This is a genomic window from Pseudomonas sp. KK18, assembly GCF_037094675.1.
In the GTDB taxonomy this organism is placed as follows: Bacteria; Pseudomonadota; Gammaproteobacteria; order Pseudomonadales; family Pseudomonadaceae; genus Aquipseudomonas.
Window position 1 is genome coordinate 3,743,716 of the sequence record NZ_CP146605.1, and the last position, 14,394, is coordinate 3,758,109.

The following is a 14,394-nucleotide window of genomic DNA, read 5'->3' on the forward strand; positions in this document are numbered from 1 at the left end:
GCCTCAGGTGTTCTGCGCAATCCTGCGGCTGACAAAACTGAAGGCCAGCACGATAAAAATCAGCACGCCGGTTGCCACCTGCTGCCAGTAGAAGTTCCAGCCGATCAACAGCAAGCCATTGGCGATGACGTTGATGAACAGCACCCCCAGCAACGTGCCCGGAATATTCGCCCGGCCCTGGCGGTTCAATGTGGTGCCGATAAACACCGCACCAATCGCATTCAGCAGGAACGCATTGCCCGACAGCGGCACGTAGGCGCTCACCGTCGAACTGAGCAGGATCCCCGCCACCGCGCACGCCAGCGCCGCCGCCAGCACCGTGGTGGTGACGATGCGCCGCACCGACAACCCCGAGTAATACGCCAGCAGCGGCTGGGTACCCTGGGCCAGCAGTTCGCGCCCCAGGCGTCCACGGGCCAGCAACAGGCCGTAGACCACGGCCAATACCAGCACGATCAACAGCGGCAAGGGCACGTCCAACGGGCTGAAGCTCGCCAGTTCCGGCTTGAAACCCTGGGCGATATAAATTGGCTGGCCGCCGTCCGAGAGCAGTTGCTGGGCACTGGTGCCGATAAACAAGGTGCCGAGGGTGGCCAGGAACGGGCTGATCCGCAGCCCCGCGATCAAGCCGGCATTGAACAGTCCTACCAGCAGCCCGGCGGCCAACGCACCGGCAATCGCCACACCCAGCCCGTGCCCGGCGTTAAGCAACACCACGAAGCTGAAGCTGGCGAAATCCAGCGCGGTGCCTACCGACAGATCGATGCCACCGGCCGCCACCGCATAGGTCATGCCGATCGCAACAATCGCCAGCAGCACGAAGTTATTCAGCACCAGGCTTTTCAGGTTGCCGCCACTGAGAAACCCCGGGGCCTGCCAGGCAAACACCACCACGATGGCCACGAACACCAGCGGCAACGTCAGGGGCAACAGCGAACGCCAGCCGCCATGGGCTTGCAGGATGGATACCTGACTCATGAATGTTCTCCCCGGTTCAATGCGCTGGAAGCGGCGACCACCAGCAGAATCAGCACGCCCTGGACACCGTTGACCCAGAAGCTCGATACGTTGAGCAACTGAAACCCGTTGATCAAAAAGCCGATCAACAGCGTCGCGAGCAAGGTGCCGGGGATGCTTGCCACCAGTCGCCGGGAAAACACCACGCCAAGAAAGGCTATGGCGACCACCGACAACAGCATGTCACCGGAGCCGGTGGTGCTGCCGCTGAAAAATGCCGCTGAACACAAAGCCGCCACCGCGGCACACAGCCCAGACAGCAAATAACTGGAGAGTACGTAGGCCGGCACTCGAATCCCGGCGGCCTCGGCAGCGTGCGGGTACTCGCCGACGGCATGCAGGCGCAGCCCATAGGCGGTGTGCTGGATCAGCAGCGTCAACACAAAGGCCGTCACCAGCAACACCCAGGCGAGTGCCGGCACGCCCAGCCAGGTCCCGCCACTGAGCAGGTCGAGCAACGGTGAGTCAGTCGAGACCACGGTGTTTTCGGTGAGGACCAGCTCCAGCCCGGCCAGTACATTCATGCTTGCCAGCGTTGCGAGCAACGGTGGCAAGCGCAGCACCACCACGGCCAGGCCATTGAGCAGGCCCACCGCCAGGCCGCAACCCAAGGTCAGCAGCAGGCTTACCCACAGGTCGAGGCCTGCGTTGTTGAGTCGACTGAACACCGCCGCGCACAAGCCCAAATTGGCCGCCAGCGACAGATCAAGCCCGCCCGCCACCACGTTGGAGCCGCCGCCGATAATCACGCAGGTCAGGCCGAAGGCAAGTACGCCGAGGATCGCCGACTGGCTGAACACATTCGCGATATTGCCGACTGAAAAGAAGTTCGGCGCGGCGACGGCAAAGCCCAGCAAAATCGCGAGGAATACGCCCACCGAGCCGCGCCGCAACAGCAGTACCCATAACCGTTGGGACAAGCCAGGAGTAGCAGCTTCAAGCAGGGACATGCGCCACCTCCGGTTTCACCTGCACAGCCACTGTGGACTGCACCGCACCCGTGGCACACGCCAACAGTTGATCACTGTCCGCCTCACCGGCATGGAACTCCCCGGCTATTTCACCGCGATGCAACACCAGGATGCGGTCGCAGATCCCCAGCAGCTCAGGCAAATCCGAAGACAGCACCAGCACCGCTGCGCCCTCTTCCACCAGCCGCCCGATCACGCGATAAATCTCGACCTTCGCGCCGACGTCCACACCTACGCACGGTTCGTCCAACAGGTACACCGCCGAGCGCCGGCTCAGCCATTTGCCCAGGGCGACTTTCTGCTGGTTGCCGCCGCTGAGCTGGCTGACGGCAGCCTGCGGGCCCGGCGTCTTGATCGCCAACTCGTCGATCAGCCGCAGGCTTTCGGCCTGCTCCTTACGCTGGCTCAGTAACCCCCAGCGACTGAAACGCCCAAGCCCGGCGAGCGTGAGGTTTTCCAGCACCGACAGCAGCGGTGAAATCCCCTGGCTGCGGCGTTCTTCCGGCACCAGTGCAATCCCTTGGGCAATGGCTTCTCCGGGTGAACGCAGGCGCAACAAACGCCCCTCCAGATGAATGCTGCCGCTGTCGGCGCGCACCACACCGAACAGGGTCTTGAGCAGGTCCTTGGCGCCCGAGCCGACCAGCCCGGTGAGGCCGACGATCTCGCCCCGACGCAATTCCAGGTCGATCTGCCGGTAGCGCCGGGCCAGGTTCAGCCCACGCACCTGCAGCAATGGTTCGCCGAGCTCGACCTGCGCCTTGGGGTACATCTCCTGGACCTCGCGGTTGACCATCAACCGCGCAATCTGCGCGCTGGAGGTGTGCCGTGGCTCAACCACGGCCACATCTCGACCATTGCGCAACACCGTCACTTCATCGCACAGGCTGTCGATTTCCTGCAGGTAATGGGAGATGTAGAGAATCGACAAACCCTGGTCCCGCAGGCGCTTGACGATCCGCAGCAGCTGGTCGACTTCGCGCTTGACCAGCGCCACGCTGGGCTCGTCGAACACCAGGATCTTCGGCTTGCGAATCAACGCCCGGGTGATTTGCAGCACCTGGCGCTCGGCGCTGTTCAGCTCGCCTACCAACGCGTCGGCGGGCAGTTGCAGCTCAAAATATTCCGCCAGCAAGCGCTCGGCCTCGCGCTGCTGCCGGCGCCGGTCGACAAACGGGCCACGGCGTAATTCATGGCCGAAAAACAACGCCTCGCCCACGGTAAAACTCGCCGGCAACAGCCGCTCCTGATGGATGAACTGCACGCCCAGCGCGTCCACCTGGCGCGGCGACAGTGCGGCATACGGCTGGCCGTCAATGCTCACCTGCCCCGAGTCCGCTTTGTGGATCCCGGCCAGGACCTTGATCAAGGTCGACTTGCCGGCACCGTTCTCGCCCACCAGGCCGTGAATGGTGCCGCGCTCGACCTTCAGGCTCGCATCCTCCAGCGCCAGGGTGGCGCCGAAGCGTTTGCGCAGGTGCTGCAAGTGCAACGCGGCCATCAATCACCCCGCAGTTGCTGGACCTGCGCCAGGTTGGCGGCGGTGGTCAGCAGCGTCGGCACATGGGTTTCCTTGGGCAGGTCACGCTGCCCGGCCAGGTAGCGGGCCACGTTCTGCACAGCAGTCTTGCCGATCAGCGCCGGTTGCTGGGCGACTACCGCGCCCACCGGCGAATTGGCCTGGCCGAGCAGCTCCAGTACCTCCGGCGTACCGTCCACGCCGTAGGTCTTGATCTCGGTGCGCTTGGCGTCGATCAACGCCTTGCTTGCCCCCAGTTGCGGAATGTCCCACGCCGCCCAGATCGCCGAGACACTGCCGGCCGGGTACTTGTTGAGCAACGCGGACACCTGGGAATAGGCATCCTGCACGGTGTTGGGGATCACATCCCGCAGCTGCGGCTCGATGATTTCCAGTTGCGGGTGATCCTTGAGCGCCAGCTTCAACTGGTCGTAGCGAATCGCGCACACCGGCACGCCGTAGAAGCCGTTGAACACCAGGATCTTGCCCTTGCCGCCGGCATCCTTGATCAACTGATCGGCCAGGGCCTTGCCGGTGGCGACGTTATCCGAGGTGGTGTTGTTGAGGCTGTACTGCGACGGCGCGTCGATGGTGAACAGCGGGATGCCGGCCTTGCTGATGCGCTTGAGCCACGGGTCGATCACGCTCAGGGTGCCGAGGGTCTGGATCACCGCATCGGGTTTCTGGGTGACCACGGTTTGCAGTTGGGTCACCAGGTTCTTGTCGTTGCGCCCTGCATCCAGGGTGATCGGCGTGCCGCCGAGGCGCTTGATCTCATCGACCTGGGCCTGGAAGGCCTTGATATCGAAGTAGTGACTGGTGCCGGTCATGCTCACGGCAATGCGCTTGCCGGCCAGGGACGGCACCGCGTCATCGCCCTCGGCGGCCTGGGACACGGCGGCGTGGCCCAGCAACAACGCTGCGCCGAGCAAGATGTAACGTGAACGCGAGAAAAAGGTGCAAGGCATACAGGGCTCCGCTGAGCAACGGGTGAAAGGGTTCACCTGTGTGCATTGCAGAGCCCATGCCATAAATTATTTTCAATAAAATCAACGCGATAAAAACAATGGACAAGGCCTTGCTGTCTCGAGCAAACCACAACTGTCCGACTGCTGTTGCCCAGCCAACAGTTGCACACACCCAGGACCGTCGCGCGCTGCACGATCATTCAATATCCGGCGGGCCGTTGGGCCTAACTTAAGGCTCCATTGTCCTGAAACCCTGGAACCTACAATGCCCGCCTCCCACGCTTCGACGAATTACGCCTCGATCAACTTCGCCCAGAAATACGCCCTGTTCAGCGAGCAATGGGCGCCCAAGGTCGTCGCGCAGATGAACGACTACCAGTTCAAGGTGGTGAAGATCGAAGGTGACTTCATCTGGCACGACCATGCCGACACCGATGAAACCTTTATCGTCCTCGAAGGCACCCTGCGCATCGACTTCCGCGACGGCGCGGTGATCATCAGCCAAGGGGAAATGTACGTGGTGCCCAAGGGCGTCGAGCACAAGCCGCACGCATTGGGTGAGGTGAAGTTGCTGTTGATCGAACCCTGCGGCGTGCTGAACACCGGCAGCGAGGGTGGCGAGCGCACGGCAATCAACGACGTGTGGATTTAGCACCTTCCGGCGTTGCCTGTTTGGGCTAGTCTTTACCTCACAGTTACTCCAGACCAGGAGCACGCGTGATGAACAGGCAGCTCAGGAAAACCTCAGCCCTCGTGATTGCCCTGATGGCGTTGATGGGCAACGTCTACGCTGGCACTGGTGCCTGCCCGCCCACCCATGCCCTTAAAGACGCGTTCAAAAAGACGCCGACCGGGGAAGTGGTCGCCTACACCGCGTCCGGCCCGGACGGTCGGCAATGGACCGGGCAAAACCCGATGACAGAGCAGAAGGACCTGCACCAGGTCCACTTTGAAAAGGCGGTGATCCAAAGCAGCCAGGGCCAGTCGTCTGTGGCATGCCACTACCTGGATCAGAACCATGAACCGGTAAGCATGACCCTGAAAAACCAGGTCAATGCCAGGCCTCTGGGCAGCGCATGGTCAGGCAACGAATGCACGGCAACCAACCCGGCGCTCTGTACATTTGAATAGCAGACACGCCCGACAATTTATGCGGCGCGCTGTTCCTTGCATCTTGCGCAACAGTCCTTTGTCATCAACAGCATTGATAGCTCCCTAACGAAAGCCCCATGCTAGAGGGCTCGCTTTACGCTTATATCATTCCGAATGATAGTTACCTTTGTTTCATTCGATTCGTGAGATAGCACCCTGCCGAGCATGATCCGCCCATCTTAAATACATTGGCGGATGCACCTCATGGAACAGTCACTCAAACATTTGCGCTATCCCTTGGCCATTTTGGCCGTGATGGTGATGAGCGCCTGCGGCAAAGCGCCCGAACAGGCAGCCGCCATGCCACCAAGCCACGTCAGCGTGGCCAAGGTGCTGGAACAACCGGTCAATGAGTGGGACGAATTCACCGGCCGGCTCGAAGCGCCGGAAACCGTGCAGATCCGTCCGCGCGTGTCGGGCCAGATCGATCAGGTCGCCTTCACCGAAGGTGCCTTGGTCAAGAAAGGCGACCTGTTGTTCCAGATCGACCCACGCCCATTCCAGGCCGAAGTGCGCCGCCTCGAAGCACAACTCGCACAAACCAAGGCCGCCGCCACCCGCAGCGATAACGAAGCCCAGCGCGGCGAACGCCTGCGCCAGAGCAATGCGATCTCCGCCGAACTGGCCGACTCGCGCACCACCGCCGCCCAGGAAGCCCATGCGACTGTCGCCGGCATCCAGGCGCAGTTGGACCTGGCCAAGCTGAACCTGAGCTTCACCCGTGTCAGCTCGCCCATCAGCGGCCGCGTCAGCCGTGCCGAGATCACCGCCGGCAACCTGGTGACCGCCGATGTCACCGCGCTGACCAGCGTGGTGTCCACCGACAAGGTCTACGCCTACTTCGACGCCGATGAACGTGTGTACCTCAAGTACACCGAACTCGCGCGCCAGGGTCGCCGTGGCGCGACTACCCCGGTGTACCTGGGCCTGTCCAATGAAGACGGCAACCCGCACCTGGGCCAGATGAACTTCGTCGACAACCAGGTCAACCCGGCCACCGGCACCATTCGTGGTCGCGCTGTGTTTGATAACAGCAAGGGCGAATACACCCCAGGCCTGTATGCCCGCCTGAAGCTGGTAGGCAGTGGCACCTACTCCGCCGTGCTGATCAGCGACGAAGCCGTGGGCACCGACCTGGGCAAGAAGTTCGTACTGGTGATGGACGGCGACAAGCCTGCCTACCGCGCGGTGGAGCTGGGTCCGAAGATCGAAGGTTTGCGCATCGTGCGCAGCGGCCTGACCAAGGACGACACGATCATCGTCAAGGGTTTGCAGCGCGTTCGCCCGGGGTCGCCGGTTGCACCGGAAACCATCCCGATGGCCAGCAAGGAAACCCTCGCCGCCTTGGCACAACAACGACAAGCGCTTGAAGCCAGCAACCTGGAGCAAGTGGCGCCGGATAAAGCCGCGCCCAAGCTCGCCAGTGTCGCGACTCCACGCGGTTAAGGGATACGACTCAAGATGAATTTTTCCAAGTTCTTCATTTCGCGGCCGATCTTCGCAGCGGTGCTGTCGCTGTTGATCCTGATCGCCGGCGCGATTTCACTGTTCCAGCTGCCGATCAGTGAATACCCGGAAGTGGTGCCGCCGACCGTCGTGGTCCGTGCCAACTTCCCGGGCGCCAACCCCAAGGTCATCGGTGAAACCGTGGCCGCGCCTCTGGAGCAAGCCATCACCGGCGTCGAGAACATGCTGTACATGTCCTCGCAGTCAACCGCCGACGGCAAGCTGACCCTGACCATCACCTTCGCCCTGGGCACCGACCTGGATAACGCGCAGGTACAGGTGCAGAACCGGGTAACCCGGACTCAGCCCAAACTGCCCGAGGAAGTGACGCGCATCGGTATTACCGTGGACAAGGCCTCTCCCGACCTGACCATGGTGGTGCACATCACCTCCCCCGACCAGCGCTACAACATGCTCTACCTGTCCAACTACGCGATCCTCAATATCAAGGATGAGCTGGCACGGCTGGGCGGCGTGGGTGATGTGCAGCTGTTCGGCATGGGCGATTACTCCCTGCGTGTGTGGCTGGACCCGAACAAGACCGCCTCGCGCAACCTGACCGCCACCGATGTGGTCACGGCCATTCGCGAACAGAACCGCCAGGTGGCGGCCGGTGCCTTGGGCGCGCAACCTGCGCCGAATGACACCAGCTTCCAGCTGTCGGTCAACACCCAGGGCCGACTGGTCACTGAGGAAGAGTTCGAGAATATCGTCATCCGTGCCGGCGCCAACGGCGAAATCACGCGTTTGAAGGACATTGCACGGGTTGAGCTGGGTTCCAGCCAGTACGCCCTGCGCTCGTTGATCGACAACCAGCCGGCCGTGGCGATCCCGATCTTCCAGCGCCCGGGCTCCAACGCAATCGACATCTCCAATGAAGTGCGCGCCAAGATGGCGGAGCTGAAACAGAGCTTCCCGGAGGGCATGGATTACCGCATCGCCTATGACCCTACCGTCTTCGTACGTGGCTCCATCGAGGCCGTGGTTCACACCCTGTTCGAAGCACTGATCCTGGTGGTGCTGGTGGTGATCCTGTTCCTGCAGACCTGGCGTGCGTCGATCATTCCATTGGTGGCGGTGCCGGTATCGTTGATCGGTACCTTTGCGGTGATGCATCTGTTTGGCTTCTCGCTCAACGCGCTGTCGCTGTTCGGGCTGGTGTTGGCGATCGGTATCGTGGTGGACGACGCCATCGTGGTGGTGGAGAACGTCGAACGGAACATCGAATTGGGCCTGGAACCGTTCCCGGCCACTGAAAAGGCCATGAGCGAAGTAACCGGCCCGATCATCGCGACCGCGCTGGTACTGTGTGCGGTGTTCATTCCAGCGGCATTTATCAGCGGCTTGACCGGCCAGTTCTACAAGCAGTTCGCCTTGACCATTGCGATCTCGACCGTGATCTCGGCGTTCAACTCGCTGACCCTGTCGCCCGCACTGGCAGCGGTATTGCTCAAAGGCCACAACGCGCCGAAAGACGGGTTCTCCAGGTTCCTCGACAGGATGCTGGGCGGCTGGTTGTTCAAACCGTTCAACCGCTTCTTCGACAAGGCCAGCCATGGTTACGTCGGCACGGTACGCCGGGTGATCCGCGGCAGTGGTATCGCGCTGTTCCTGTACGCCGGCCTGATGGTCCTGACCTGGATGGGCTTTGCCCACACGCCGACCGGTTTCGTACCGGCCCAGGACAAGCAATACCTGGTGGCCTTCGCGCAATTGCCGGACGCCGCGAGCCTGGACCGTACCGAAGACGTGATCAAGCGCATGTCCGACATCGCCATGAAACAGCCCGGCGTGGAAAGCGCGATCGCCTTCCCCGGCTTGTCGATCAACGGTTTTACCAACAGCCCGAACAACGGCATCGTGTTCGTGACCTTGAAGCCGTTCGATGAGCGTAAAGACCCGAGCCTGTCTGCCGGTGCGATTGCCGGTGCACTGAATGGCAAGTACAGCAGCATCCAGGAAGCCTACATGGCGATCTTCCCACCGCCGCCGGTACAGGGCCTGGGTACGATCGGCGGGTTCCGCCTGCAGGTCGAAGACCGTGGCAACCTGGGTTACGACGAGCTGTACAAAGAAGTGCAGAACATCATTACCAAGAGCCGTGGCGTGCCTGAGTTGTTCGGCCTGTTCACCAGCTACACGGTCAACGTGCCCCAGGTCGATGCTGCCATCGACCGCGAAAAGGCCAAGACCCATGGCGTGGCGATCAGCGACATCTTCGACACCCTGCAGATCTACCTGGGCTCGTTGTATGCCAACGACTTCAACCGCTTCGGGCGCACCTATCAGGTCAACGTGCAGGCTGAGCAACAGTTCCGCCAGGATGAAGACCAGATCGGCCAGCTGAAAGTGCGCAACAACAAAGGCGAGATGATTCCCCTGGCGACCTTCATCAAGGTCAGCGACACCTCGGGCCCGGACCGCGTGATGCACTACAACGGCTTCATCACCGCCGAGATCAACGGCAACGCCGCACCGGGCTATAGCTCCGGCCAGGCCCAGGCGGCGATCGAGAAACTGTTGAAAGACGAACTGCCCAACGGCATGACCTACGAGTGGACCGACCTGACCTATCAGCAAATCCTCTCGGGCAATACTGCGCTGTTCGTGTTCCCGCTCTGCGTACTGCTGGCGTTCCTGGTACTGGCCGCCCAATACGAAAGCTGGAGCCTGCCACTGGCGGTGATCCTGATCGTACCGATGACCCTGCTGTCGGCCATCACCGGGGTGATTATCTCTGGCGGCGACAACAACATCTTTACCCAGATCGGCCTGATCGTCCTGGTGGGCCTGGCCTGTAAGAACGCGATTCTGATCGTCGAGTTCGCCAAGGATAAACAGCAGGAAGGCCTCGATCCGCTCGCTGCGGTACTGGAAGCCTGCCGTCTGCGTCTGCGGCCGATCCTGATGACCTCGTTCGCCTTCATCATGGGTGTAGTGCCTCTGGTGATGTCCAGCGGTGCCGGTGCCGAGATGCGCCATGCCATGGGTGTGGCGGTGTTCTCCGGGATGATCGGCGTGACCTTCTTCGGTCTGCTGCTGACGCCAGTGTTCTATGTACTGATCCGCCGGTTTGTTGAACGCGGTGAAGCGCGCAAAGCGGCCAAGGCCTTGAAGCTGGAGACACAGCAATGAGCGTGAAAGTATTTTTGCCGAGCTTGCTGGTACTGGCGCTGAGCGCCTGTGCCGTGGGCCCGGACTATAAAACCCAGCCACTGGAGGCGGCCAACGTAACGGCCGCCGCCGACGCCAAGCAATACGACCACGGTAAGTTCGAAGGCATCTGGTGGCAGCAGTTCGAGGACCCGACCCTTAACCAGTTGGTGACTCAGTCCCTGAACGGTAACCGTGACCTGCGGGTGGCATTTGCCCGCCTGCGGGCAGCCCGGGCGATTCGTGACGACGCTGCCAATGACGTGATGCCGGTGATCACCAGCCGTGTCAGCAGCGATGTGGGCAAAGGCCAGATCCCCGGCCAGACCACCCAACGTGTCAACAGCGAGCGTTATGACCTGGGCCTGGACATGGCCTGGGAAGTGGACTTGTTCGGCCGCATCCGCCGCAACCTGGAGGCCAGCGACGCTGACCAACAGGTTGCCGAAGCTGACTTGTATCAGCTGCAAGTGACGATGATTGCCGAGTTGGTGGACGCTTACGGTCAACTGCGGGGCGCGCAACTGCGCGAGAAAATCGCGGTGGCCAACCTGAAGAACCAGGAAGACTCACGCGGTATCACGGTCAGCCTGCGGGATGCCGGTGTGGGCGATCAGCTCGATGTGGTGCGGGCCGATGCGCGTCTGGCGGCTGTAGAAGCCAGTGTGCCGCAGCTGCAGGCCGAGGAAGTTCGCGAGCGTAATCGTATCGCTACCCTGCTCGGTGAGCGGCCGGACAAGTTGAGCGTGGATTTGAGCCCGAAAGATTTGCCGGCGATTGCCAAGGCGTTGCCGATTGGTGATCCGGGGCAACTGCTGCAACGTCGTCCGGACATTCTCAGTGCCGAGCGTAAGTTGGCAGCCGCCACGGCGCGGATTGGGGTGGCCAAGGCTGATCTGTTTCCGCGGGTGAGCCTCAGTGGGTTCCTCGGGTTTACCGCTGGGCGGGGTTCGCAGATTGGGTCGGCGGCGGCGAATGCCTGGTCGCTGGGTCCGAGCATTACCTGGGCGGCGTTTGACCTGGGCAGTGTGCGGGCAAGGTTGCGTGGTGCGGATGCCGAGGCGGATGGCGCCCTGGCGACTTATGAGCAGCAGGTGCTGTTGGCGCTGGAAGAATCGGAGAATGCCTTCAGTGATTACGGCAAACGCCAGCAGCGGTTGGTCTCGCTGATTCGTCAGAGTGAGTCGAGCCGGGCTGCTGCGGATCTGGCGGAGATTCGTTACCGCGAAGGGACGGTGGACTTCCTGGTGTTGCTGGACGCGCAGCGTGAGCGTTTGGCCGCCGAGGACTCCCAGGCTCAGGCCGAGGTGGATCTGTATCGTGGGATCGTCGCGATCTACAAGGCGTTGGGCGGTGGGTGGCAGCCGAGTACCACGATTGCCAGTGCCAAGTGATTTGACTTAAAGAGCTCCTTTGGTTGGTCGCATCCAGCCAATTTTTAGCCCCGTGCCGTCATTCGGTCGCGGGGCTTTTTTTTGCTCGCTTGTGGTGTGTGCATATCCGTTATTTCGGTCAGGGCTGCTATTGGTTCCGCTCTTACAGCGGCTCACTTTTGAACAGCGCAAAAGTAAGCAAAACGCTCTTGCCCCACCACTCGGCACCTCGCCTAGGCTCGGTGTGCCCTCACTCCGGCTTTGGACCGTGGGCCGCCGTCATGGGCCATCCTTGGCCCAGGACGGCTAACCCGGCGTCCTGCCGGGTTACCCACGCTCCAAAGCCTGCGTTCGGCCAGCGTGGTTTAACGGGGCGCCTAAGATCAAGATCAAAAGCCAGAGCAAAAGCAAGAGCACAGCGGCCTCCCGGCCGGCTTGAGTGTTTTAGAGCAACAGCACAATCAAAAGCTAAAGCGGGCACGGTCAAATGTGGGAGCTGGCTTGCCTGCGATAGTATCAACTGGGTGTACCTGATGTACCGAGTTGTCTGCATCGCAGGCAAGCCAGCTCCCACAGAAAAGCAGATCTGCATTCGCTCTGGCTTTTGATCTGGCTGTTAAACACTCAAGCCGGCCGGTAGGCCGCTGTGCTCTGCTTTTGATCTGCTTTTGATTTTGATCTGCGGGCCCCGTTAACCACGATGGCCGCAAGCAGGCACGGTGGAGCGGGTAAATCGGCAGGGATGCCGATTTAGCCGCGCCGGGCCATGGATGGCCCGTCGCGGCGGCCCGCGGAGCCGAGCCGGAGTGCGGGCATGCCGAGCCTAGGCGAGGCACCGAGTGGTGGGGCAAAGACCTTTTGGTTACTTTTGGCTGGGCCGGCATTCCGGGCGTTTGCCAAAAGTGACCCGCTGTAAGAGCGGAACCATAAGTGGCCGTTACCGCAGCAACGGATATGTACCCAATACAGCTACCGCGCCAGCACCATGGCAAAATACCCAAACACCGTGAGCAAAATCCCCGACACCGCATACGCCACCGGAAACCCGATCCACGGCACCGTGCTATCAATTTCCTTGGCCGCCTCCCGCGCCGGCCCCGAGTGACTCCGCGCCCCCGCAACACCGCCCATGAGAATCGCCGGGTTGATCTTGAACACATGAAAACCCACAGCCCAAACAATAAACGGTGGAATCGTACAAGCCACGAACCCAAGCAAAAAGATCTTCAACGCAATGATCGCGCTAATCTGCGAAACCAGATTAGCCCCGGCATTCACCCCCACAATCGCGACAAAGAATATCAACCCCATGTCCTCGAGAATGTTGCGCGCCGCATTCGGGGTATTGCCAAAGAACCGCACCCGCGACACCAGCGACGAGACGATAATCCCCGACACCAGCAACCCGCCCGCATTGCCCAGCCCCACCGCCGCACCGAACGCCGGCACCTGAATCAGCCCGATCAACAACCCCAGCACCATACCCAGCGACAGCGTCAGCAAATCCGTCGCCGTACTCGCCCGCCCCGCCTTGCCCAGCAACGCCGTGGCCTTGTCGATGGCACTGCGCAAGCCAATCAAGTGCATCACATCCAGGCGCTGCAACCGCGTTTCCAGCCCCACCGGAATCGGCGCTCCACCCCGCTCAATCCCCACCAACTGCACCTGCCCGGCAATCGGCGACTGGCTGAATTCCTTGAGCGCCCTGCCCACGGCATCCTTGTGAGTCACCAGAATCACCGCCTCATCCAGCGGTATATTCAACGCCCGGGCATCCGGTACTTCCGGCCCGATCAGGCCCATGTGATCGGTCAGCGCATCCAGGCTGCCGCCCAGGGCGATCACATCGCCGAGTTGCAACACCAGCGTCGGATCAGCCCCCAGCAACTCTTCACCACGCTCGACGTTCTCGATCTGGTACAACGCAAAGCGCTGGCGAAACTGCGCGATGCTCTGCCCCACCAGCTCCGGGTTCACCAGGCGATAGGCCCGCAGGTCAAACGGCCGATACCCACTGAGCCCGGCATCGTCGACGTTCGGCACACCGTGCTCCACCTCGAATGCCTTGGCCGCCTTGCGCGCATCCACACCCCACCAGCGCGGCAGGTATTTGCAGATCAGGATGATGCCGACCGTGCCCCAGATATAGGTGATGCCGTAAGACAGGGCGATCATCGCGGTGGCCGCCGCCGCCGTGGTGCCCGGTGGCAGCGGCACCACGCCCGAGGTAATCGCCTGTTCGGCGGAGCCAATCGCCGCCGACATGGTTTGCGAACCGGCAAGAATCCCGCCCGCCGCGCCCACCGGCAGGGATAACAGCCGCACGCCGAGCACCACGATACCCAGCCCGAGGAACGAGGACAGGATCGCCAGGAAGGTGAATTTCAGGCCATCACCCTTGAGACTGTTGATGAACGAAGGCCCGACCCGCAGCCCGACGCCGTACATGAACAGGTAATAAAACAGGCTCTTGGTAAAGTTATCGAGTTCGAAATGCACGCCGTAGTAAGACGCCCACGTCGCAATCGCGCAGCCGATCACGATGGCCCCGGCCACCGCGCCCAGGCCATAACCCTTGATGGTGCCGCGCCCGACCCAGACGGACAGGCCAACCACCAGGAACAGCAGGATGTAGGGGTTGTCGTGCAGGAAAGTAAAGAAGGCAGTCACGATGATTCGTACCTGGCGATGCAACGCTAAAGGCACCGGGCCTCGAGGCCCGGCGGGTGTTCAGT

10 protein-coding genes are annotated in these 14,394 nt (G+C 61.6%); 5 read left to right on the forward strand and 5 right to left on the reverse strand.

Annotated features, from left to right (window positions below):
• Nucleotides 1–3 precede the first annotated feature (3 nt).
• From V6607_RS17020 to V6607_RS17035, 4 genes are read right to left on the reverse strand one after another with little or no spacing between them, the layout of a single operon-like run.
• Nucleotides 4–978, reverse strand: coding sequence for an ABC transporter permease (locus tag V6607_RS17020; protein ID WP_134326676.1), 975 nt, complete (start codon nucleotides 976–978; stop codon nucleotides 4–6).
• A complete protein-coding gene (locus V6607_RS17025) occupies nucleotides 975–1,967 on the reverse strand; it encodes an ABC transporter permease (RefSeq protein ID WP_008433847.1) in 993 nt (330 codons plus the stop codon). Before V6607_RS17025 ends, V6607_RS17020 begins: the two co-directional genes overlap by 4 nt.
• Nucleotides 1,954–3,489 carry a sugar ABC transporter ATP-binding protein gene (locus V6607_RS17030; protein WP_134326677.1) on the reverse strand — a complete coding sequence of 512 codons (1,536 nt, stop codon included), beginning with the start codon at nucleotides 3,487–3,489 and terminating at the stop codon, nucleotides 1,954–1,956. Before V6607_RS17030 ends, V6607_RS17025 begins: the two co-directional genes overlap by 14 nt.
• Nucleotides 3,489–4,475 carry a sugar ABC transporter substrate-binding protein gene (locus tag V6607_RS17035; protein WP_177021730.1) on the reverse strand — a complete coding sequence of 329 codons (987 nt, stop codon included), beginning with the start codon at nucleotides 4,473–4,475 and terminating at the stop codon, nucleotides 3,489–3,491. The genes V6607_RS17030 and V6607_RS17035 overlap by 1 nt, the downstream gene beginning before the upstream one ends.
• 265 nt (nucleotides 4,476–4,740) lie before the next feature.
• Here V6607_RS17035 and V6607_RS17040 point away from each other — a divergent pair, with 265 nt between their 5' ends.
• The 5 genes from V6607_RS17040 (at nucleotide 4,741) to V6607_RS17060 (ending at nucleotide 11,680) form a co-directional block, all read left to right on the forward strand.
• A complete protein-coding gene (locus V6607_RS17040) occupies nucleotides 4,741–5,127 on the forward strand; it encodes a cupin domain-containing protein (protein ID WP_134326679.1) in 387 nt (128 codons plus the stop codon).
• 68 nt (nucleotides 5,128–5,195) lie between these two features.
• The gene (locus V6607_RS17045; protein ID WP_003210865.1) at nucleotides 5,196–5,606 is read left to right on the forward strand and encodes a DUF3757 domain-containing protein; all 411 of its coding nucleotides are present in this window, start codon (nucleotides 5,196–5,198) and stop codon (nucleotides 5,604–5,606) included.
• A gap of 225 nt (nucleotides 5,607–5,831) precedes the next feature.
• On the forward strand, nucleotides 5,832–7,073 hold the full coding sequence (locus tag V6607_RS17050) for an efflux RND transporter periplasmic adaptor subunit (protein WP_003210867.1): 1,242 nt from the start codon (nucleotides 5,832–5,834) through the stop codon (nucleotides 7,071–7,073).
• Nucleotides 7,074–7,088: 15 nt separating this feature from the next.
• Nucleotides 7,089–10,268, forward strand: a complete 3,180-nt coding sequence (locus V6607_RS17055) for an efflux RND transporter permease subunit (protein ID WP_003210869.1) — start codon at nucleotides 7,089–7,091, stop codon at nucleotides 10,266–10,268.
• Nucleotides 10,265–11,680, forward strand: a complete 1,416-nt coding sequence (locus V6607_RS17060; protein ID WP_134326680.1) for a TolC family protein — start codon at nucleotides 10,265–10,267, stop codon at nucleotides 11,678–11,680. The genes V6607_RS17055 and V6607_RS17060 overlap by 4 nt, the downstream gene beginning before the upstream one ends.
• A 948-nt stretch (nucleotides 11,681–12,628) precedes the next feature.
• Here the strand turns inward: V6607_RS17060 and V6607_RS17065 are convergent.
• Nucleotides 12,629–14,329 carry a hypothetical protein gene (locus V6607_RS17065; RefSeq protein ID WP_043224664.1) on the reverse strand — a complete coding sequence of 567 codons (1,701 nt, stop codon included), beginning with the start codon at nucleotides 14,327–14,329 and terminating at the stop codon, nucleotides 12,629–12,631.
• Nucleotides 14,330–14,394 lie beyond the last annotated feature (65 nt).